Origin of the sequence: Dyadobacter crusticola DSM 16708 (assembly GCF_000701505.1) — a bacterium.
GTDB classification, from domain to species: Bacteria; Bacteroidota; Bacteroidia; order Cytophagales; family Spirosomataceae; genus Dyadobacter; species Dyadobacter crusticola.
On sequence record NZ_JNJB01000006.1, the window covers coordinates 463,044 to 483,989 of the forward strand.

The 20,946-nt window shown below is 48.4% G+C and carries 19 protein-coding genes and 1 pseudogene; 15 read left to right on the forward strand and 5 right to left on the reverse strand.

The window, feature by feature from the left end; all coding sequences use genetic code 11:
• Positions 1 to 176 precede the first annotated feature (176 nt).
• The 6 genes from Q369_RS0110410 (at position 177) to Q369_RS0110435 (ending at position 7,057) form a co-directional block, all read left to right on the forward strand.
• Positions 177 to 1,067: a glucose 1-dehydrogenase gene (locus Q369_RS0110410; RefSeq protein ID WP_031527749.1), complete on the forward strand. Its 891-nt coding sequence runs from the start codon at positions 177 to 179 to the stop codon at positions 1,065 to 1,067.
• A gap of 208 nt (positions 1,068 to 1,275) precedes the next feature.
• On the forward strand, positions 1,276 to 2,115 hold the full coding sequence (locus Q369_RS0110415; RefSeq protein WP_031527750.1) for an oxidoreductase: 840 nt from the start codon (positions 1,276 to 1,278) through the stop codon (positions 2,113 to 2,115).
• A gap of 60 nt (positions 2,116 to 2,175) precedes the next feature.
• Entirely contained in the window at positions 2,176 to 2,418 is a 243-nt protein-coding gene (locus Q369_RS0110420) for an Atu4866 domain-containing protein (protein WP_031527751.1), read from the forward strand.
• 28 nt (positions 2,419 to 2,446) lie between these two features.
• A complete protein-coding gene (locus Q369_RS0110425) occupies positions 2,447 to 3,343 on the forward strand; it encodes a helix-turn-helix domain-containing protein (protein ID WP_031527752.1) in 897 nt (298 codons plus the stop codon).
• Positions 3,344 to 3,446: 103 nt separating this feature from the next.
• The gene (locus tag Q369_RS0110430) at positions 3,447 to 4,439 is read left to right on the forward strand and encodes a bestrophin family protein (RefSeq protein WP_031527753.1); all 993 of its coding nucleotides are present in this window, start codon (positions 3,447 to 3,449) and stop codon (positions 4,437 to 4,439) included.
• Positions 4,440 to 4,519: 80 nt separating this feature from the next.
• Positions 4,520 to 7,057, forward strand: coding sequence for a glycoside hydrolase family 95 protein (locus Q369_RS0110435; protein ID WP_084165706.1), 2,538 nt, complete (start codon positions 4,520 to 4,522; stop codon positions 7,055 to 7,057).
• A 16-nt stretch (positions 7,058 to 7,073) separates the two neighbouring features.
• On the opposite strand, the gene Q369_RS0110440 is transcribed toward Q369_RS0110435, so the two are convergent.
• The gene (locus Q369_RS0110440) at positions 7,074 to 8,291 is read right to left on the reverse strand and encodes an MFS transporter (RefSeq protein WP_031527755.1); all 1,218 of its coding nucleotides are present in this window, start codon (positions 8,289 to 8,291) and stop codon (positions 7,074 to 7,076) included.
• A gap of 156 nt (positions 8,292 to 8,447) precedes the next feature.
• Between Q369_RS0110440 and Q369_RS0110445 the strand changes: the two genes are divergently transcribed.
• Together Q369_RS0110445 and Q369_RS0110450 are read left to right on the forward strand one after the other, a co-directional pair.
• A complete protein-coding gene (locus tag Q369_RS0110445; protein WP_229206794.1) occupies positions 8,448 to 9,287 on the forward strand; it encodes a sugar phosphate isomerase/epimerase family protein in 840 nt (279 codons plus the stop codon).
• Between the two features lie 64 nt (positions 9,288 to 9,351).
• Complete coding sequence (locus tag Q369_RS0110450) at positions 9,352 to 9,762, forward strand: DUF4345 domain-containing protein (RefSeq protein WP_031527757.1); 411 nt, start codon at positions 9,352 to 9,354, stop codon at positions 9,760 to 9,762.
• Between the two features lie 9 nt (positions 9,763 to 9,771).
• Here Q369_RS0110450 and Q369_RS29855 read toward each other — a convergent pair.
• Positions 9,772 to 11,290, reverse strand: a pseudogene (locus Q369_RS29855) (glycoside hydrolase family 32 protein).
• Positions 11,291 to 11,420: 130 nt separating this feature from the next.
• Between Q369_RS29855 and Q369_RS0110465 the strand changes: the two are divergent.
• Positions 11,421 to 12,251: an SGNH/GDSL hydrolase family protein gene (locus tag Q369_RS0110465; RefSeq protein ID WP_031527758.1), complete on the forward strand. Its 831-nt coding sequence runs from the start codon at positions 11,421 to 11,423 to the stop codon at positions 12,249 to 12,251.
• Here the strand turns inward: Q369_RS0110465 and Q369_RS0110470 are convergent.
• The gene (locus Q369_RS0110470) at positions 12,244 to 12,786 is read right to left on the reverse strand and encodes a DUF4468 domain-containing protein (RefSeq protein WP_035333275.1); all 543 of its coding nucleotides are present in this window, start codon (positions 12,784 to 12,786) and stop codon (positions 12,244 to 12,246) included. The genes Q369_RS0110465 and Q369_RS0110470 overlap by 8 nt on opposite strands.
• A 123-nt stretch (positions 12,787 to 12,909) precedes the next feature.
• Here Q369_RS0110470 and Q369_RS0110475 point away from each other — a divergent pair, with 123 nt between their 5' ends.
• Both Q369_RS0110475 and Q369_RS0110480 read left to right on the forward strand, forming a co-directional pair.
• Positions 12,910 to 13,263 carry a DUF6152 family protein gene (locus Q369_RS0110475; protein ID WP_031527760.1) on the forward strand — a complete coding sequence of 118 codons (354 nt, stop codon included), beginning with the start codon at positions 12,910 to 12,912 and terminating at the stop codon, positions 13,261 to 13,263.
• Positions 13,263 to 13,736 carry a DUF6644 family protein gene (locus Q369_RS0110480; RefSeq protein WP_229206795.1) on the forward strand — a complete coding sequence of 158 codons (474 nt, stop codon included), beginning with the start codon at positions 13,263 to 13,265 and terminating at the stop codon, positions 13,734 to 13,736. Before Q369_RS0110475 ends, Q369_RS0110480 begins: the two co-directional genes overlap by 1 nt.
• 26 nt (positions 13,737 to 13,762) lie before the next feature.
• On the opposite strand, the gene Q369_RS0110485 is transcribed toward Q369_RS0110480, so the two are convergent.
• On the reverse strand, positions 13,763 to 15,145 hold the full coding sequence (locus Q369_RS0110485) for a hypothetical protein (RefSeq protein WP_035333277.1): 1,383 nt from the start codon (positions 15,143 to 15,145) through the stop codon (positions 13,763 to 13,765).
• A 155-nt stretch (positions 15,146 to 15,300) separates the two neighbouring features.
• Between Q369_RS0110485 and Q369_RS0110490 the strand changes: the two genes are divergently transcribed.
• The 3 genes from Q369_RS0110490 to Q369_RS0110500 all read left to right on the forward strand — a co-directional run bounded on the left by Q369_RS0110490 (position 15,301) and on the right by Q369_RS0110500 (position 20,056).
• Positions 15,301 to 15,723, forward strand: a complete 423-nt coding sequence (locus Q369_RS0110490; RefSeq protein WP_031527763.1) for an organic hydroperoxide resistance protein — start codon at positions 15,301 to 15,303, stop codon at positions 15,721 to 15,723.
• Between the two features lie 100 nt (positions 15,724 to 15,823).
• Positions 15,824 to 19,489, forward strand: a complete 3,666-nt coding sequence (gene purL / locus Q369_RS0110495; RefSeq protein ID WP_031527764.1) for a phosphoribosylformylglycinamidine synthase — start codon at positions 15,824 to 15,826, stop codon at positions 19,487 to 19,489.
• Positions 19,490 to 19,663: 174 nt separating this feature from the next.
• A complete protein-coding gene (locus Q369_RS0110500; RefSeq protein ID WP_031527765.1) occupies positions 19,664 to 20,056 on the forward strand; it encodes a GxxExxY protein in 393 nt (130 codons plus the stop codon).
• Between the two features lie 74 nt (positions 20,057 to 20,130).
• Here Q369_RS0110500 and Q369_RS0110505 read toward each other — a convergent pair whose 3' ends face one another.
• Positions 20,131 to 20,595, reverse strand: coding sequence for a hypothetical protein (locus Q369_RS0110505; RefSeq protein ID WP_031527766.1), 465 nt, complete (start codon positions 20,593 to 20,595; stop codon positions 20,131 to 20,133).
• Between the two features lie 78 nt (positions 20,596 to 20,673).
• Between Q369_RS0110505 and Q369_RS0110510 the strand changes: the two genes are divergently transcribed.
• Positions 20,674 to 20,946: transposase (locus Q369_RS0110510; RefSeq protein ID WP_031527767.1), on the forward strand; the 273-nt coding region annotated here is incomplete at its 3' end.

Sequence of the window (20,946 nt, forward strand, 5' to 3'; positions counted from 1 at the left end):
TTTAAATACTTCTCTAAATACAGACTCACTGTCGAACTGATCACAACTTGTCCGGAACGCTGCGGCTGCTGCATTCTTTGGCATGATTATTACCGACAGCGCGCTTGAAAGCAGGCGGGCTCCTGGCAGCGCATCCGGCTTTCAGCAAATCAAATTACAACTTCAACAACAGTACTATGAGCATCGAGAATAGCACAGATCCCGCAGAAAAGTACCCCCAACCTGAATTTCCTGAGCAGAGCCAGGAGGTACCCGGAACAGAAGCCCAGATGGAGCCCAAAGCCGACCATGGTGAAAATTCCTATAAAGGATCGGGTAAGCTGACCGGCAAAAAAGCGATCATCACAGGTGCCGATTCGGGTATCGGAAAAGCGGTGGCGATTGCATTCGCAAGGGAAGGGGCCGACGTGCTGATCAGCTACCTGGCCGACGTAGAGGATGCTGATGCGCAGGATACCGCTTCGTGGGTAGAGAAGGCTGGACGGAAAGCGGTACTTGTAAAAGGCGATATCAGCAAGGAAGCGCATTGCCGCGCGATCGTGGAGAAAGCCGTGGAAGAGTTTGGACAGATCGATATTCTGGTCAACAACGCTGCATTTCAAATGGCCAGGAAAACATTGCAGGACATTCCGGAAGGGGAGTGGGAATATACTTTCGCGGTCAATATCCATAGTATGTTCTACCTCTGCAAAGCTGCCGAGCCGCACATGAAGCCGGGCAGCGCGATCGTCAATACTACTTCGGTAAACGCGTATTCGCCCAACGCGAGCCTGCTGCATTATGCGGCCACAAAGGCAGCGATACAGAACTTCTCTGCTAACCTGGGACAGATTATGCTGCAGCAGGGAAAAGGTATCCGTGTCAATGCGGTGGCGCCGGGTCCTGTTTGGACTCCATTGATCCCGTCCACGATGCCGGACCCGGAAGAGTTTGGCGCTGATACCCCGATGGGGCGGCCGGGACAGCCCGCTGAGCTCGCACCGGCTTACGTGTACCTCGCTTCGGATGAAAGCAGCTATGTTTCGGGCGCTACCTTGCCGGTTACAGGAGGCAGAATTACGATATAGTACGCAGCAACACCTGTTGCACTTGCCTGACCGCGTCAGCCTTTCCATTCTTTAAGGAATGAGAAAGCGGCGCGGTCAGTTTTATCGTTTCCCCCCGCAAATTAGAATGACAGTGCCAATTGTTTGAATTTCGCAAGCATTGGTTTGAACCGGACAAACACCCGGGCCTCCCTATATGCCAACTTTGTGATAATAAAAAACACAAAGTATGAGCACTCAAAAAGTATGGTTTATCACAGGCGCGTCCAAGGGACTCGGCCTTACATTGACAAAGCAGCTCCTTGCGCAGGGACAAAAAGTAGCAGCTACTTCCCGCAACATAGCAGAGCTGAAAGAAGCTGTCGGCAGCGGTAGTAACGATTTTCTTCCATTGGCATTGAGCATAACCGACGAAGCCGACGTACAGGTGGCTGTCGCAAACGCAGTCACAGCTTTCGGACGGATTGATGTGCTGGTGAACAATGCAGGTTACGGTCTGACGGGCGCATTGGAAGAACTTTCCGATTCGGAAGCAAGAGCGAATTTCGAGATCAATGTATTTGGCGCACTGAATCTCATCCGCCAGGTATTGCCTCAAATGCGCAATCAGCAATCGGGCCACATTTTTAATATTTCTTCCATCGGAGGCTTTTCGGGAGGCTTCCCGGGCTTCGGTATCTATTGTGCTACGAAGTTTGCGATGCATGGTTTCTCCGAGTCACTTTTTCACGAAGTAGCACCATTTGGAATTCACGTGACATTGGTAATGCCGGGCTATTTCCGGACCAACTTCCTGAGTTCAGGTTCTTTGAACACGCCGCAAAAAGAAATGGCAGAGTATGCCAATGTTCGCGAGTCACAACTGGCGCACCAAAACAGCATTAATGCCAACCAGCCCGGCGATCCTGAAAAAGCAGCAGCCGTTTTTATTGCAGTCTCCGAACAAGCTGCTCCGCCTTTTCACTTGTTCCTGGGTGAAGATGCTTATGGAATTGCGGAAGAGAAGATCGCATTGGTGCAGCAGGAAATGGAAGCCCAGCGCGCTCTTGCCACTGCTACCAACTTTTAAATGCAGCCGGTACCTGCCTGCGCGCAGGTGCCGGTATTTACCAAAATCAAAAAATCGATTATGAAGACTGAAACAAGTTATATCGGCATGTGGCAGACTGCCGACGGACATATCAGGCAGCAGTTGCTACCCGGCGGCCGCTACGATGAAGCACGCGGCAACCGCGAAAGTGCATATACCGGCAGGTATGAAATTACGGGGGATTATATTTATTATTGGGACGATTCCGGCTTTGAAGCCGACGGCAATTTCACGGATGAAAATACGCTGCACCACGGCGGGTACATATTTTACCGTAAGTGAGTCGCAGGTATATTAACAATGCACGATTATGGCAATTGAATCACTGGAAGAATTCTACCAGCACAAGTTCAACTGGATGCCCGAAAACCTGAAAAAGGATGTAGGGCATTTCAATGTGTTCAATCTGGAAGATTGGGACTGGGGCTGCAATGCGCAGATACAGTACAACCGGCGGGATTTTTACAAGATATCAATCATGCGCGGTAAACACGTATACCATTATGCGGACAAATCGCTGGAAGTGGATGGTACCACGCTCATGTTCTTCAATCCCAGTGTGCCTTATAAATACGAAAAGCTGACTACCGACAGCACGGGCTTCTTCTGCATTTTCAAGGAAGCATTTTTCAATGAGGTGATCCGGGGGGATATCAAGGAACTGCCTATGTTCCAGATCGGCGCCAAGCCGGCTTACCTGCTCAACGAAGAGCAAGACAAGCAGGTTGACGCGATTTTCAGGAAAATGATGACCGAAATGGGCGCGGATTATACATTCAAGTTCGACCTCATTCGCAACTACATCATGGAGATCGTGCATACTGCATTGAAAATGGACCCTTCTGAAAGCTTGTACCAGAATGCAGACGCCAACGCGCGGATCACAGCGGTTTTCTCTGACTTGCTCGAAAGGCAGTTTCCCATTGAAACTCCGTCGCAGCAACTTCGGCTGCGCTCGGCCAGCGACTATGCTTCGAGTCTCAACGTGCATACCAACCACCTCAACCGCGCAGTGCGCCTGACTACCGGCAAAACAACCACCGCGCATATCGCAGAGCGGGTAGCTGCCGAGGCAAAAGCATTGCTGCTGCACACAGACTGGAACATTTCGCAAATCAGCTACTGCCTTGGGTTTGACGAACCAGCCCATTTCAACCACTTCTTCAAGAAGCAAACCAGCACTACACCCAGTGCATTCAGGTTGTAGGATTTTTTTCAAAAAGCATGGTGCATTTCATTCTGTGAGTAGCTTTGGATAAATTATTGGCATTTATCCGGGCTACTCACTCTCTTATATAACTCCTGTTACTATGTACGTAAAGCGTTACCTGTCCCCTTTAATTATCTACTTCTATTCCTGGCGAATGGTTTTGTTCTCACTCGCCACAGGCTCCATCGCCATTTTTATCTATGAGTATCTTGGTTGGAAATGGGTAGCAGTGCCCTGGCTGCCGGTGTCGCTGGTTGGTACGGCCACTGCTTTTTTTGTTGGTTTTAAAAACAACCAATCCTACGACCGCAGCTGGGAAGCACGCAAGATCTGGGGCGCGATCACGAACCACAGCCGGTCGTTTTGCGTCGCTGTCCGTGCTTTTTCGCAGAGTAATCAGGATGAAGAAACCGGAACAGAAGTCAGGAAGATCATTTATCGCCACATTGCCTGGCTGTATGCATTGCGCAACTCGATGGCGAAACGCACCAGCTGGGAACATGAAGACAGGGCCAGCCAGCGGCAACGGACTGCATTAAACCGCGTAAAGATCATTTGCGACGCAGAAATCGCCCGGCACTTGTCTGATGGTGAACTGGAAGCATTGAAGCACAAAGCGAATATGCCCACGCAGCTGCTCGACTGCCAGGCGCGGAACATTGCGGCTTTACGGAACAACGGACGAATTGATGCCTACCAGCACGTAGCATTGCAGGGGCTGATCTCGCAGCTTTACGACGAGCAGGGCAAAAGCGAGCGGATCAAGAACACGCCATTTCCACGGCAGTACGCCACGACCTCCAACCTGTTCATTTTCGTTTTTATGACCTTGCTGCCATTTGGTTTGCTGCCGCAGTTCGTCGACCTGGGAGAGCGTTACATGTTCCTGCTGATCCCATTCAACATGATTGTGTCGTGGGTATTTATGTTTATGGAATACGTCGGCGATATCAGCGAAAACCCTTTTGAGGGACTTTTGAATGACACCCCGCTGGCGACAATCGTGCGAAATATCGAAATTGACCTGAAAGAAATGCTTGACGAAGAAGGGATACCGGAGCGGTTTGCGCCGGTGTCGGGTATATTGTTTTAAAGAAAGATGCTGGTTTACGCCTGATTACGCGGAGTAAGAGGGTCACCAGCGTCCGAATTGTTTTTACTTGATTTAAAAATATGATCCGAATTTTCAAACAAAAGAATCCGAGGGTACTGTTTGGTACCGCACTTTTTGCATGTACGATCCTGTTGAGCAGCGAGTTTGCATTTTCGCAGCAGGGATTGAAAATGTGGTACAAACAGCCTGCCCGCAACTGGAACGAGGCGCTGCCTATCGGGAATGGCCGAATAGGGGCGATGGTTTTCGGGGGAGTGGAAAAAGAGCTTATCCAGCTGAATGAAGAAACACTCTGGTCGGGTGGGCCGGTGAACAACAATCCCAATCCCGATGCTGTTAAATACCTGCCGCAGGTTCGCAAAGCGCTTGAAAACGAAGATTACAAGCTTGCGGAAGAACTTACCACCAAGATACAGGGAATATTTACAGAGTCTTACGAGCCACTCGGAGATCTGCTAATCAGCCACGATCTGAAAGGAATGCCCACTGCTTACCGCCGCGAGCTGGATATTTCCAATGCATTGTCACTAACCAGCTTCACAGTCGACGGTGTGGATTATACCCGCGAAATATTCATTTCAGCGCCTGATCAGGTGATGGTGGTGCGGTTGAAGTCCAGCAAAAAAGGCGCATTGAATTTTACGGCTTCTACCACCAGTCCGCTCGTGCACCGTCAGCAGGTAATCGCTTCTGATCAGCTCGCTATGAAAGGCCAGGCTCCCGCGCATACCGACCCGAGTTATATGCAAACAATGGAGATACCTGTCGTTTACAACGATCCTGCGCAATGCCGGGGAATGCGCTTTGAGCTGCGCGTGAAGGTGAAGGAAAGTGACGGTCAGGTCAAAACGGATAGTGCCGGCGTGCACGTAAGCAATGCAAGCGACGTGGTTCTGTTGCTTTCGGCGGCAACCAGTTTCAATGGTTTTGATAAATGTCCCGACAAAGAGGGAAAGAACGAAACCGAGCTGGTAGAACGCTATCTTGCAGCGGCCGGCAGCAAAACTTTTGACGTAATCAAAAACGCTCACATCGCTGATTACCAGTCGCTGTTCAATCGCGTAAGCCTGGTGATCAATGGAAACCCGGCGCAGGATAAACCTATGGACGAGCGCCTGAAAAGCTATGCAGAAGGTGGGAAAGATCCGGGTTTGGAGTCGTTGTATTTCCAGTTTGGCAGGTACCTGCTGATTTCAAGCTCACGGCCGGGCGGTATCCCCGCTAATTTGCAGGGAATCTGGAATCGGGAAGTAAGACCGCCGTGGAGCAGTAATTTTACCACCAATATCAATACCCAGATGAATTACTGGATGGTAGAAACAGCCAACCTGTCGGAGTTGCACACGCCGCTGCTCGATATGATCGGCAGAATGCAGGTGACGGGAACGGAAGTGGCTAAGAACTTTTATAATGCAAAAGGCTGGGTGCTGCATCATAATTCGGATATCTGGGCTACCGCAAATCCCGTCAGCGGCAGTCCGTCCTGGGCCAACTGGCCAATGGGCGGCGCGTGGCTTTGTCAGCATTTGTGGGAACATTACCAATTTACCGGCGATGAGGCATTTTTAACCAAAACTGCTTATCCGATCATGAAATCGGCTGCATTGTTTTGTCTCGACTGGCTTGTGGAAGACAAAAATGGCCGGTTGGTAACTTCGCCTTCAACCACCCCCGAGAACATTTTTATAGACGAAAAAGGCTTCAAAGGCTCAGTTTCGGTAGCGACTACGATGGACATGGCAATCATCTGGGATTTGTTTACAAACGTCATTGAAGCCTCACAAAAAACTGGCACCGACGCGGAATTCCGTCAATTGCTGGTTGAAAAACGCAGCAAGCTGTTCCCGATGCAGGTTGGCAAAAAAGGAAACTTGCAGGAATGGTATAAAGATTGGGAAGAGGCTGAACCCGAGCACCGGCACATTTCGCATTTGTACGGATTGTTCCCGGGCCGGCAGATCTCGCCGGTATACACCCCGGTATATGCACAGGCGGCCCGCAAAACAATGGAGTTGCGCGGCGACGGAGGAACAGGATGGAGCAAAGGCTGGAAGATCAACGTGTGGGCGCGGCTGCTGGATGGAAACCATGCTTACAAGCTGATCCGCGAGCAGTTGAAACTGACCGGCGTGGAAGGTACCGACTACGCAAAAGGCGGCGGGACTTACCCGAACCTGCTGGACGCGCACCCGCCATTCCAGATCGATGGTAACTTCGGAGGGACTTCGGGCATCACGGAAATGCTGCTGCAAAGCCACGACGGAATGATCAATGTACTTGCGGCGATACCAGACGATTGGCAGACCGGCGAGGTCAAAGGATTGAAGGCGCGGGGCGGATTTGAGCTCGATGTAGCCTGGGCAAATGGGAAAATCACCAGGCTGGCGGTTCGCTCCAAACTAGGCGGAAACTGCCGCATTGCAGCTCCCAATGCATTGAAGCTTAACAAAAAAGCACTGAAACCAGCAATCGGCGAGAATGCCAACCCTTTTTACAAAAGCATTCAAACAGCTGCCAAACCTGGAAAGCCGATGAACAAGCTTTCATTTGATTTCGTCACCGAACCGGGTAAAGAGTACGTTTTAACGGCTAAATAGATCCAACACTCAGTCGCTATGCGGCTGAGTGTTCTTTTTCTACATCGGGCAGAAAGTACGTTAGAATGCCGATCAGCGGCAGGTAGGAGCATACATCAAATACATAGGTGATGCTGGTCTGATCGGCCAGCTTGCCCAGCAATGCCGAACCCAGTCCGCCCATTCCGAATGCGAAACCAAAGAACAGTCCGGCGATCATACCTACTTTGCCGGGCATCAATTCCTGGGCATACACGATAATCGCTGAAAACGCGGAAGAAATGAGCAGCCCGGTGCAGATCGAGAGAATGGTAGTCCAGAAAAGATTGGCGTAGGGGAGCAGCAGTGTAAATGGCGCTGCGCCAAGAATGGAAATCCAGATAATGTATTTGCGGCCGAACTTGTCTCCAAGCGGACCGCCTGCAAAAGTCCCTACTGCTATCGCGGCCAGGAAAATGAACAGCTGGATCTGCGCACTTTTCACGCTCAGATCAAATTTGTCCATCAGGTAAAAGGTAAAATAGCTGGTCATTCCGGCCAGGTAAAAGTATTTTGAGAAGATCAATAGCAGTAAAATCAGCATGGAAACCGCTACTCTGCCGCGGCTCAGGCCGGTCGATACTTCTTTGATCGCTTTTGCTGCTTTGGGCAATGCGACACTTTTGTACCAGTTTCCGATCCGGGTCAAGATAAATATCGCGAGTATCGCGGGGATCGTGAACCACATCACACTTTGCTGACCGTAAGGTACGACGATGAGCGCCGTTAATAACGGTCCCAATGCGCTTCCCGCATTTCCTCCCAACTGAAAAATCGATTGTGCCAGTCCGCGCTTGCCGCCGGATGCCAGGTAGGCAACGCGCGAGGATTCAGGATGAAATACGGAAGATCCCATTCCAATGAGACTGACCGAGGCGAGAATCCATAAGTAGCTGGACGCGTAGGATAGACTAACCAGACCCAGCAGCGAAATGCCCATTCCGACAGCGAGGGAGAATGGTTTCGGGTATTTGTCGGTATAAAATCCCACGAAAGGTTGCAGAATGGAGGCGGTGAGCTGAAATACCAGCGTAACCATCCCAATTTGCGCAAAATCGAGGTGAAAGCTGGTTTTGATCAGCGGGTAAATCGCCGGGATAACCGCCTGCAACATATCATTCAGCAAGTGCGCCAGACTGATCGAATACAGAACGGAGTAGGCAGTTTGCTGGGCCGCACCTGTGGTGATCCCAGCGGGAGTTCCTTTTGTCATCATATTATCTGATAGCAAAAGAAGAAATTAACACCTGATTAAGCAAGGATAATCAACTGGTTCAAACGGGGATATTCACAAACTTTTTGCCTTCTAGCTTTAATCAACTTATTTAATCTGAAACTCATGTTTGTAAGCAGGAAGATTTTTTTGAAAAACATGTCGATGCTTGCCGGGGCTGCACTTGTTTCCGACAAGATCAATGCACAATCATATCTCGCATTGAAACCCGAAATGAAGCTGGGTTTTGTTACTTACCTGTGGGGGAAAGACTGGGACGTTCCGACGATAATCAGGAACTGCTCGGAAACGAAAATCCACGGTGTCGAGCTCAGGGTGGAGCACGCGCACAAGGTAATGCCCGAGCTGAGCGCACAGGAAAGAATGGAAGTGAAGCAGCAATTCGCCAACAGTCCCGTTAAAATCGTAGGATTGGGTACGAACCAGCAATATGATTATCCTGATCAGGGAAAGTTGAAAGCTTCCATTGAGCGTACCAAGGAGTTTATCAGGCTGAGCAAAGATGTGGGTGGCTCTGGTGTGAAAGTGAAGCCGAACGGACTGCATGCGGACGTTCCCGTAGAAAAAACGCTGGCGCAGATCGGAGCTGCATTGCACGAGCTGGCTGGCTATGCGGAAGACCACGGTCAGCAGCTCAGACTGGAAGTTCACGGGGAACAAACGCAGGAGCTGCCCAACATCAGGAAAATCATGGAGTATGCCGATCACAAAAACGCCCGCATTTGCTGGAACTGTAATCCGCAGGATTTGAATGGAGCCGGCTTTCAATCCAATTTTGATCTGGTTAAACAGTACTTCGGAGACACGCTGCATGTGCGGGAGCTGGACCGGACCGATTATCCCTATAAGGAACTAATCGCCAACCTGATCAAGATGAACTACAAAGGCTGGGTGCTGCTGGAATGCCACACCAACCCGGAAGACAAGGTGAAATCAATGGCCGGGCAGCGCGCGGTTTTTGACAGAATGGTGAGCTGATGGTAGTTGCCATGGTACGGTTTTAATGCCTTCGGCGGCGAGTTGTGCTTTAACAAACCATTCAATGTCCAATGTAACCCGTAGCAAAAGAACATTTCAGATCGTTCTGGCAATTTCCGCATTGGCCCCGCTGCTGACGGGTATTTTAGGAATGCTAGGTATTGCAAGCCCCATTTACCGGACGTTAGAGTCGCCTGATTACGTGCTTCTGGATAGTAACCTCAGGTTTTTGAACGGGATTTCTGTTGGCCTTGGTATTTCCATTTACCTGATCCTTCCGGGCATCGAAAAGCAGACCAGCGCGGTGAGGATCATTTGCGGAGCAATTTTCGTTGGCGGGATCGGAAGGCTTTTCTCCATCTACAACTATGGGTTTCCACCTTTTCCCTTCAATGTTTTCATTCCGGTTGAAATATTGTTGCCGGTACTTTTGGTTATTTGGCAAAAACGGATCTCGCAGGAAAGAGACAGCTGAATAGCCGATTCATTTTGACAATGCAGATTTCAGTTTCGAATATTTCAGATTGGACAATGTAGTTCCTGAAACAGACTTAATGCGTAACTCCGACATAGGTTCATCGGGAAAAAAGATCTTTGTCATCGCAGTAAGCCCGCCATCAGCAAAAAGCTCGACAGAAGCTGCATCCGCAATCAGTGTAAGGGAGATGTTTTTGTCTTTGGAGATGCGCGGCGCAGTATGCTTTACACCAAATCCCTCTTCGAAATCGACCTTACCCGATTTCGAGCGATCGGTATAGTATTGATTTGCGGCTTTATCATAGCCAATTATAAGCTCGTTTCCTGCTTTATTCGACAGTACAATGCTGAAATCGGCAGCAGAAACGGCTTCGAAATCCAGTCTGAACAAGCCTGTGCTGTTTTTTGCTTGGTTTGTGAGGTTTGTTTCCCCTTTTACTTTAAGCGTTTTCTCAGAGAAACTGCCGCTTTCAAGCAGGTTAAGCTCTTTAACGGGCACTGAGGTAAGGTATACTGCTTTGTCGACCGCCTTCAACCCTAATTCCCGCGCCACAGTGTTCGCGCTTCTCCAAGGATCTGTCGGTACCTGGTTGGCGTATTGCCAGTTTCTCATCCAGCCCATTAAAATGCGTCGGTTACCAGTGTTAGAAAATGTGACAGCTGCATAGTTGTCGGCGCCAAAGTCCAGCCATTTCGTTTCTTTTGAATAAGCTTTAAAGTCTTTTCCATTAAAATCTCCCAGGAAGTACTGCCCAGCCGAGCCTTTATTGGGGCCGCCCGGATTGATATTGACGATTAAAACCCATACCTCCTTACCATTATGCGTGATGGGGAGCAGGTCAGGGCATTCCCACACACCGCCGTGCGCACCGGCATCTACGCCAAACTCACTTTCACGTGTCCAGTTTTTCAGGTTAGGCGAAGAATAAAATGTGATCCTGTCTTTCGTGGCCAGGGTCATAATCCACTTTTTCTGCGGCTCGTACCAGCTTACTTTTGGGTCACGGAAGTCAGTGATCCCGGGATTGGGCAGTACCGGGTTTCCGCTGTATTTGGTCCAGGTTTTTCCATCATCGAGACTGTACGCGAGACTCTGGTATTCGTGTTTGCCGGTTTTTGTTTTTCAAGAACAGGATCGTGGTGTGTGAAAATCGCTACCAGCGGCGTTTTACCATCTTTGCCAAAATCCGAAGTATTGCTGGCATCTACCACAGCACTCCCTGAAAATATATATCCCAGACTATCCGGGTACAAAGCAATGGGCTGCTCTTCCCAGGATACCAGGTCCTTGCTCGTAGCGTGGCCCCAATGCATGGGTCCCCAAACCTTGTCGTCGGGATAATACTGGAAGAAAAGATGGTAGGTGCCATTGTGAAAAACCATTCCATTCGGGTCGTTCATCCAGTTGGACCTGGGTGAGAAGTGAAACTGCGGGCGGTATTTTCCTTCATATCCTGCGCAAAAGCGGATTGTCCGGTGTATTGCAGTGCGATGAGGAAAATCAATGGAAGCAGCACTTTTTTCATGAGCGGCGAGCGTTTGGTTGGTGGCGAAGCTGCTGAGCTTTCATTTGCTATTTACGAGAAATTTTTATGAGATAAGTAGAATAGGGGCACTAATGCATTCCTCTATTCGGTTCTGAACTTCTTTATTCCAATGAAAAAAAGTGTTTTTCTGCTGCTGTTGCTGGCGGCTGTTTGTTTCAGTGCTGCCCCGGGCAAAGTAACCTGGGTGGCGATCGGTGATTCTATTACGTATCTCAATGATCACAAAGACGAAACCGGGAACCGGGTGACCAAGGGATACCTGAGTTTGATCACCGAAAAATACCCTGACATTGAATACATTAATCAGGGGCATAATGGCTGGACTGCGATTAATATTGCAGAAAGGATCGAGTCGCTCGGACTGGTGAAAGCCGATGTCTATACCATTTTCCTGGGAACGAACGACTGGTGGCAGGGTAAGCCGATCGGAACTATTGCCGACTATGAGAACCAGAACGGCGCTTCAACCGTGTACGGTGCATTCCGGGTTATTACGAATAAGTTGCGGGATCTGAACAAAAATGCTGACATCATCCTGATCACACCTATGCAGCGCGGCGATTTTGTGTACATCAACAACCCGAAAAACAATGCATACGGATCTTATAAACCGAAACGCGACCAGGCGCTTGAACAGGTGGCGAATGCAATCCTGGAAATCGGGCTGAAAGAAAAGCTGTCGGTGGTGGACCTATACCACGAAAGCGGGATGACTCACGAGAATATGGTCAATTTTAAAAGACTGAGAAATCCCGAGAACGGCAAGTACCAGAACTATACCTATCCTGACTACACCAATATCCCGTTTGATCCCGAAAAAGACGAATATCCATATCCTCCGGAAGCGATCAACATGACCTACGACGGCCTGCATCCATCTGACAAAGGATATGAAATAATCGCAAATATGCTGATCGCGAAGTGGAAGGGGCTTAATTAGTAAACTGCTTGATGCTCGCCAGCAGGTTGTACATCGCCGTATTAATACCTTCGTTGTCAGCCTTTATCAATTTGAGTTCGTCTTCCATTTCGCCGCGCTTTTTTCTGCTGTTTTCAGCTTTTGCGAGTACTTCTTTGGCTGAAATGCGTTCATTGTCCTTGGCAGAAAGCCGCACGGGGCTGTGAATAGTGGAGATACCGTCGAGGTTGGAGATAACGGCCTGGTACTGGTTGTCAGCGCAGCTGATCGTGAGATCGAAACGGACATAGGCGTAATCTGCGTGGATTACCGGCACGTAGCTGGTGACGCGCAGCTTGCCCGCGGCTGCATCTTCAAAGGTGACTGCATTCTGGTAATTTCCGAAAGTATTGGAAACCCAATCCTGCATTTTCTTGTAAATCTCGTCTTTGGAAAGCTTCGGCTGACCTGAGTCTGAATAGTAGATATTTTTTTCCTGGTCCAATGGAAGCATGCCACTTTGGGCGAAAACCTGACCGGCAGAGATGAAGAAGAAAAGTGCAAGGATGTATTTCAAAATTTTCAAGAGTTGATTGGTGGGTAAATATAGTCAAAAGGTTCCGGTTAGGATTTTGGCTATAATTAATTTCAAAAAACGATAAGTTTTGGTTACTTTTAAATACACTAAAATCAACATGTTATGACTCACCTGAAAAAACTCAGCCTGGTATGTATGGTATTGCTGCTGGCCTCATTTACCTTTTTGCACCACGGCTGGGCAGATTACGATCAAACCAAACCGACAGATTTTAAAACGAAAATAGAAGAGTCTGTTTACGAAAATCCGCACGTGCTGGCGAAGGTCAAGTACAACAAAGAGCTGGTAACCGTGTTTTTAGCGCCCACCAGCCGCATGACAGATCGCGGCCTCACCGCAGATATGATCACGAAAGGCACTGATGTAAGACTGGTCGCATACCCGCACAAAACAGAGAAAAATGAAATGCGCGCAGAACGCATTTTTGTTGACGGTAAAAAATTCGAGCTGCGCTAGTGGAGCTGTTGGAATGGCTTGAAGAATCTTCCTGGGCTGTCGGTATAAGACAATCTTTGTATCTATACCCGGTATTGGAAATCATTCATATACTGGGTATAGTTATGCTGGTTGGCGCCGCCTTTTTGTTTGATCTGCGGCTTTTAGGCTTTTCTAAAAACCTTTCTGTTAACGGGCTGGCGCGCCATTTACTCCCCTGGTCGCAGCGCGGGCTGATCCTCATTGTTCCCTCGGGGTTGCTGCTCTTCATCACCAATGCGCAGGCGCTCGGTACTGATTTTACATTCTGGTTAAAGCTCGCATTGATTGCAGTTGGGGGACTGAATGCGTGGGTTTTTCACAGGTTTATTTACAAAATCCCCCAAGTTGTTACCGAGGAAACCGAGCTTTCGGGTTTTTCCAAATTGTCTGCATTGATTTCCATTACAGTCTGGATTGCAGTAGTAGCTTGCGGGCGGCTGCTTGCTTACTGAATTTGTTTGTGCCGGATCCGGGTATTTCAATGCATAATTACCTCTACCAGCATATCGTAACGAGGATCGTGGAGCGGGCCGGTAAGCCAGTCTCTCACAATATATTTGAAAAACAACATAGGCGGCTCGTGCTGACTTATCGCGGTCTGGAAGTATTCTACTGCCCTATCCGCATCGCCCAATGTTGCATGCACAATGCCCATATCGTAATTCGAAACAACCTGCGTTTTACTGAGCGCATTCATTTGGGTAAGTATATCCCGCGCACTTTCATGCTCGCCTGACAGTCCAAACAATGCGCCGCAGGCACTCAGTGTAATGCCATTGTAATTAATTTCCAATGCAGTTTCCAATGCTTCCTGGGCAGCGGCGTAATCTTTCATCGTGATCAGGTTTGCGCCTGTGATCATGTGACCGCCCCAGAAGGTGGGTTGCATTGCAGTCAGCTTTCTTCCCTGCGCTACCGCTTTCTCGAAATTGGCTGAAAGCCAGTACACATAGCCTGCATAAAAATTGTTGATCAGCGAAAATGGTTCGAGTTCCAATGCTGTCCCGATCTCCTTTTCTGCCATGGAAGCGTGGCCGAGCAATCCCCAGTATAAGGCAAATTGCACGTGCAGCTCGGCAGTATTCCAGTTCAGGTCTGTTGCTTTTTTAAATGCATTTGCTGCGCTGCCAAAATCCCATTCGTATAGCATTTGCATGCGGGCCAGTGCAATGTAGCTTTCTGCTATTTCACTGTCGAGCGCAAGTGCCTGGCCGGTTGCTTCCTTCATCAAAGGCAATGCTTTTGCAGCGGGCATATGTCGGTAAAACCACATATTCAGGTAGCAGGACGCAATTCCCGCGTAAGCTATCGCATAGGTCGGGTCCAGTTCAAGCGCTGCATTGAAATAGCTGATTGCTTTGTGGTACTCCTCGCTGCCGGCGAATTTATTGTGGTAAAATCGTCCGCGCAGGTAGAGCTGGTAGGCATCTTTGTTATTGGTATATCGTTTGAAAGTAACGGCAGGTTCTTCGCCCAGGAGCTCTACTTTGATCGCACCTAAAATAGCCAGCGCAATTTCATCCTGAACATCAAAAATATCGTCCAGCGTACGATCATACTGCTCTGACCAAACTTCTATTTCGTCTGCTGCATTCACAAGCTGTGCATTGATCAGCAACTGGTTACCATTGCTGGAAACGCTCCCTTTGAGGACGTGGCTTACATTCAGCTGGGCGGCGATTGAGCGCAAATCGTCATTGGTACCCTTGAAGGTAAATGAAGAAGTTCGTCCGGTTACCTGCAAACCCGGAACGCGGCTGAGCACGTTGATGATTTCTTCGGTAATACCGTCGCTGAAATATTCCTCTTCGGGATCGTTGCTAAGGTTGACGAATGGAAGTACGGCAATGGATGGTTTCATAATCACGCTTATTTCTTTCAATACTGCCAAGATAGGTATTTTCTAAGTGTTTGGAGCGTAAAATCCGATGCCTGTTGCATGCGGAACCAGGCAGCAGATTTGGCGGTTGTAAATGGGAACGTTTGTAAATTATCTAAATCAAAAACTGCATTTGTATGAAAATTGAGCCATTATATACCGCGAAGGCAACTGCTACGGGCGGACGCAACGGAAAAGTTAAATCAGAAAACGGTGTACTGGATATCGATGTGCGGGTACCCAAAGAAATGGGCGGTCCATCGGGCGAGTACCTGAACCCTGAACTGCTTTTTGCGGGAGGATATGCAGCCTGCTTCGACAGCGCGCTGGGTGTAGTACTGCGTCAGGAGAAGATCACCGGTGTAACCAGCACAGTAACTGCCGAGGTGAGTATTGGTAAAATCGACAATGGCGGTTTTGGACTGGCGGTTACGCTGGAAGTCGAGATCCCTGGTGTGGACAAAGAGAAAGCGCAGGAACTGACTGAGAAGGCGCACCAGATTTGTCCTTATTCCAATGCGACACGCGGAAATATTGACGTGCAGCTGATCGTGAAGTAAGCAATTAAGCTTGAAGGTTGTTATTTCAAAAGTCAGAAAAGACGTTTATCGCTAGCCAAAAAGTTAAAATAACGTTACCTTTGCGCCATAATTCGATACCATGATCTACTTCTTTGCAGACAAACAGAATACTGTTTTTGCGGTCCAGATAGAGAGAACGCTAACAGAATCAGATACTTCCAAATTAAGCTGGCTTTTTGGCGGCGCAGAACTCCGGGATGAGCAAACCATCACGGAGTTTTTTGTTGGTCCGCGTGCCGCGATGATCACGCCTTGGAGCACGAATGCCGTGGAAATCACGCAGAACATGGACATTCAGGGCATTATCCGCATAGAAGAATTCAGGAAAGTTGACGCGGATTTCTCTGGTTTTGATCCCATGCTTTCGCAAAAATACAGCGAGCTGAACCAGGAGCTTTATACAATTAATATCCAGCCGGAACCAATCCTTGAAATTGACGATATCGCTGCCTATAATAAGCAGGAGGGACTTTCATTAAGCGACGAAGAGGTTGACTACCTGAATAATCTGGCTCAAAAACTGAATCGCAAACTGACTGATTCAGAAGTTTTCGGGTTCTCCCAAGTCAACTCCGAGCACTGCCGTCATAAGATTTTCAATGGCGTGTTTGTGATCGATGGCGAAGAGCAGCCGGTTTCCCTTTTTAAACTGATCCGTAAAACTTCAGAGGCGAACCCTAACTCGATCGTTTCTGCGTATAAGGATAATGTTGCTTTTCTGGAAGGTCCTGTCGTGCGCCAATTTGCGCCAAAGCGGCCGGATGTTCCTGAATATTACGAGATCAAAGATTTCAAATCGGTTATTTCCCTGAAAGCCGAAACACATAATTTTCCAACAACTGTTGAGCCTTTTAATGGCGCAGCGACTGGTTCTGGCGGTGAAATCCGCGACAGGCTGGCGGGCGGACAAGGTTCTTTGCCTTTGGCGGGAACGGCAGTTTACATGACTGCATTGTCGCGCCTGGAAGAAAATCGTCCTTGGGAAAATGGCGTGGAAGAGCGCCAGTGGCTGTACCAGACGCCAATGGATATTCTGATCAAAGCTTCCAATGGTGCTACGGACTTCGGAAACAAATTCGGCCAGCCGCTGATCGCAGGATCGGTTCTCACATTTGAACATGAAGAACAAGGCCGCAAGCTGGGTTATGACAAAGTGATCATGCAAGCGGGCGGTATTGGTTACGGAAAGGCTGATCAGGCCAAGAAATCGACGCCGGCAGTGGGTGATCAAATTGTGGTGATGGGCGGTGAAAACTACCGGATCGGAATGGGCGGCGCGGCGGTGTCTTCTGCTGATACGGGTGCATTTGGTTCGGGCATTGAGTTGAATGCAATCCAGCGTTCGAATCCGGAAATGCAGAAGCGCGTTGCCAATGCAGTACGCGGCATGGTGGAAAGCGGCAACAACACAATCGTCTCTATTCACGACCACGGCGCTGGCGGACATTTGAACTGTCTTTCAGAACTTGTCGAGGAAACAGGCGGAAACATAGATCTGGATAAATTACCTGTCGGCGATCCTACACTTTCAGCCAAAGAAATCATTGGAAACGAATCCCAGGAAAGAATGGGACTCGTGATCAGCAAAGAGAACCTGGAAACGCTGAAACGCATTGCCGACCGCGAGCGTGCGCCATTGTATAATGTAGGTGAAGTGACGGGCTCACATCGGTTTACATTCGAATCGGCCAAGACGGGTGCGAAACCAATGGACCTGAAAATGGAGGACATGTTCGGCAGCTCGCCGAAGACGATCATGGACGACAAAACCATTGACAGGAGCTATGAACCAGTGACTTATGAAGTTGAAAAGCTGCATGAATATCTCGAACAAATGCTGCAACTGGAAGCGGTCGCAAGTAAGGATTGGCTTACCAACAAAGTAGACCGTTGCGTAGGCGGCCACGTTGCCAAGCAACAATGCGCCGGACCATTGCAACTGCCTTTGAATAACGTGGGCGTAATGGCGCTGGATTTTCAGGGCAAAGATGGAATTGCGACTTCCATTGGTCACGCGCCACTTTCGGCACTGATCGATCCGGCAGCGGGTAGTCGTAATGCAATCGCCGAGGCACTTTCAAACATCGTTTGGGCCCCATTGCAGGATGGTTTGAAAAGCGTTTCGCTCTCCGCCAACTGGATGTGGGCTTGCCGGAATGAGGGCGAGGATGCCAGACTTTACAAAGCGGTGAAAGCTTGTTCGGATTTCGCAATCAGTCTGGGAATCAACATTCCGACTGGCAAGGATTCGCTTTCGATGAAACAGAAATACAAAGGTGACGAAGTGATCGCGCCGGGTACTGTGATTATTTCAGCGGCTGGACATTGCGATGATATTCGAAGCGTTGTTGAACCCGTTTTGAAGAAAACAGGTGGTTCGATTTACTATATCAATCTGTCAGGCGATGCTTACAAGCTGGGCGGATCTTCATTTGCACAAATCCTGAATAAAATCGGAAGTGAAACGCCGGATATCCAGGATGCTGAGAAGCTGAAAAATGCATTTAATACTATTCAAAGCCTGATCAAAGCAGGTAAAATTCAGGCTGGTCACGATATAGGCAGCGGCGGATTAATAACAACATTACTTGAAATGTGTTTTGCAGACCGCGATCTGGGCGCTTCGATTGATCTTTCAGGTTTGGGAGATCAGGATATTATTGAAAAGCTTTTTGCGGAAAATATAGGAATCGTTTTCCAGGCCGATGAAAGTGTGGAAAACGAGCTTGAAGCGAATGGAGTTGATTTTAACAAGATCGGAAATGTAAACCTGGCTTCGACATTGACCGTTAAAGATGCGACTGGCAAGTGGGATTTTGATATCGATCAATTGCGTGACGTCTGGTTCAAGACTTCGTATTTATTAGACAAAAAACAAACGAAACCTGAACTGGCGAAAGAGCGTTTTGATAACTATAAATACCATCTGCTGCGGTACAAATTCCCGGCGCAGTTTGACGGTAAAAAACCTGTTATCGACGAATCAAAACCACGTCCGAAAGCGGCAGTACTCCGTGAAAAAGGAAGTAACTCTGAGCGTGAATTGGCCAATGCAATGTACCTGGCCGGTTTTGACGTAAAGGACGTACACATGACGGATTTGATTTCCGGGCGCGAAACTTTGGAAGATATCCAGTTCATCGGCGCAGTAGGAGGGTTCTCCAATTCGGATGTTTTGGGCTCCGCCAAAGGCTGGGCAGGCGCATTCCTCTATAACGATAAAGCACGGATCGCACTCGAAAACTTCTTCAAACGCGAAGACACGCTTTCAGTAGGTGTTTGCAACGGCTGCCAACTTTTCGTCGAGCTGGGTCTGATAAATATGGGCCATGACGTTAAGCCGAAGATGCTGCACAACGCCAGCGGCAAACACGAAAGCATTTTTACCTCGCTGACCATTCAGCCAAACAAATCGGTCATGCTATCGTCACTAGCCGGCTCGACACTCGGCGTCTGGGTATCCCACGGCGAAGGTCGCTTCGAGTTTCCGTATACAGAAGACCGTTACAGCATTGTGGCCAAATATGCTTACGAAACCTACCCGGCCAATCCAAACGGGTCGGGCTTCAACACGGCGATGCTTTGTGACGAAACGGGCCGCCATTTAGTAATGATGCCGCATATTGAAAGATCACTTTTCCAATGGCATTGGGCGAATTATCCTGAGGGTAGGAAGGATGAAGTGAGTCCTTGGATTGAGGCGTTCGTGAATGCGCGGAAGTGGGTGGAGAAGTCTAAACTATGATTTTTGTGAGGGCAATGAGGACTATGATTTTTTGATTGGATTTCTGGATTTGTAGTTTTTTTCATTCTTTCCTTCTTTTCGATTCTTCTCCATTCTTTTCTTTTATGTTGCCGCTGGCTTTTGGTTGGCGGCAATTTTTTTGTTTGATTTGTTGTCTACACTATTTTACACACTATGATTAATGAACTTTACAAACATTCGGATTTGACGGGCAGGATTATCGGTTGTGCAATGGAAGTGCATCGATATATGGGGAATGGTTTTCAGGAAGTGGTTTATCAACGCGCTTTATCTATTGAGCTCAATCTGAACGGCATCGCGCATCAGCGAGAAATGGAAATGCCGCTGAGCTACAAGGGATTTCCAATAGGAAAAAGGAGGGTCGACTTCTTCATCGAGAACACAATAATGCTCGAAATCAAAGCAGTCAAAGAACTGGAAGATGTCCACCTGGCCCAAGCAATAAACTATTTGGAAGCCTACAAAATGGAAATCGGACTCTTAATCAACTTCGGTAACACCAGCCTCCAATTCAAAAGGGTCATGAAACCCAGACCGAAACGATAATCAAAAATCAAAAAAGAATACGCTCAAACCAAGCACCCCAGAAAATCATAGTCCATCAAAGCCCATCAAAGAAATCATAGTTTAGACTTCACATACACCTCTCTTATCTCCCGATCAACCCCCAAACTGTCGATCCTTTCAAAGCCTGTCTGCACCAGGGTATCTCCATTGATCCGGAGCTTGAATTTGAATTGGTGATTTTCCCATTCCCGATAGTTGCAGTATTGCAGGTTCTCGGTGTAGTCTTCACCTTTTAAAGTGTAAGTGCCGGCTCCCGCGTCGAAAACTGCAGTGTCACCTTTGCCCTGCCGCGTATCATGCTTCATGAAGCTGAAATGCGTGTCGGTAATCTGCTTGATCATTTCCTGGTCCTTGACAGGGAAGGTATTGATCGTGTCGCCTTTTTCAATGATCTGGCTGGAATGCAGGTGCCAGGTGCCTATGATGGATTGTTCTTTGGGTTGATTGGCGGTTTCTGTTTTGGAGGTGCATTGGGTTACTGATACCAAGAGTAAGAGGGCTGCGAGTTTGAGGTTCATTTAATTTTGAGGTAAAGTGTAAGTATCCCTAACCCACAGACAGTTTGAAATTAGAGATTAAACCTTAATTTTAAACTGATGAAAAAGACCAAATTCACCGAGACACAGATCGTTTCGATCCTCAAACAACAGGAAGCTGGCATTCCAACCAAGGAGATTTGCAGGCAGAATGGCATTTCCGAAGCCACTTTTTACAATTGGAAGAGCCGGTATGGCGGCATGGAAGCTTCTGACGTTAAACGCCTGAAAGATTTAGAGGAAGAAAATTCACGCTTGAAAAAGATGTTTGCTGATCTGAGCCTGGATAATCAAATACTTAAAGAGCTGTTCGCAAAAAAAGGCTGGGCTCTG

Excerpts from the sequence above, each read along its gene's own strand:
- Q369_RS0110410 (WP_031527749.1), top strand. The coding sequence starts at position 177 with ATGAGCATCGAGAATAGCACAGATCCCGCAGAAAAGTACCCCCAACCT.
- Q369_RS0110415 (WP_031527750.1), top strand. The coding sequence starts at position 1,276 with ATGAGCACTCAAAAAGTATGGTTTATCACAGGCGCGTCCAAGGGACTC.
- Q369_RS0110420 (WP_031527751.1), top strand. The coding sequence starts at position 2,176 with ATGAAGACTGAAACAAGTTATATCGGCATGTGGCAGACTGCCGACGGA.
- Q369_RS0110425 (WP_031527752.1), top strand. The coding sequence starts at position 2,447 with ATGGCAATTGAATCACTGGAAGAATTCTACCAGCACAAGTTCAACTGG.
- Q369_RS0110430 (WP_031527753.1), top strand. The coding sequence starts at position 3,447 with ATGTACGTAAAGCGTTACCTGTCCCCTTTAATTATCTACTTCTATTCC.
- Q369_RS0110435 (WP_084165706.1), top strand. The coding sequence starts at position 4,520 with ATGATCCGAATTTTCAAACAAAAGAATCCGAGGGTACTGTTTGGTACC.
- Q369_RS0110440 (WP_031527755.1), bottom strand. The coding sequence starts at position 8,291 with ATGATGACAAAAGGAACTCCCGCTGGGATCACCACAGGTGCGGCCCAG.
- Q369_RS0110445 (WP_229206794.1), top strand. The coding sequence starts at position 8,448 with ATGTCGATGCTTGCCGGGGCTGCACTTGTTTCCGACAAGATCAATGCA.
- Q369_RS0110450 (WP_031527757.1), top strand. The coding sequence starts at position 9,352 with ATGTCCAATGTAACCCGTAGCAAAAGAACATTTCAGATCGTTCTGGCA.
- Q369_RS0110465 (WP_031527758.1), top strand. The coding sequence starts at position 11,421 with ATGAAAAAAAGTGTTTTTCTGCTGCTGTTGCTGGCGGCTGTTTGTTTC.
- Q369_RS0110475 (WP_031527760.1), top strand. The coding sequence starts at position 12,910 with ATGACTCACCTGAAAAAACTCAGCCTGGTATGTATGGTATTGCTGCTG.
- Q369_RS0110485 (WP_035333277.1), bottom strand. The coding sequence starts at position 15,145 with ATGAAACCATCCATTGCCGTACTTCCATTCGTCAACCTTAGCAACGAT.
- Q369_RS0110490 (WP_031527763.1), top strand. The coding sequence starts at position 15,301 with ATGAAAATTGAGCCATTATATACCGCGAAGGCAACTGCTACGGGCGGA.
- purL (WP_031527764.1), top strand. The coding sequence starts at position 15,824 with ATGATCTACTTCTTTGCAGACAAACAGAATACTGTTTTTGCGGTCCAG.
- Q369_RS0110500 (WP_031527765.1), top strand. The coding sequence starts at position 19,664 with ATGATTAATGAACTTTACAAACATTCGGATTTGACGGGCAGGATTATC.
- Q369_RS0110505 (WP_031527766.1), bottom strand. The coding sequence starts at position 20,595 with ATGAACCTCAAACTCGCAGCCCTCTTACTCTTGGTATCAGTAACCCAA.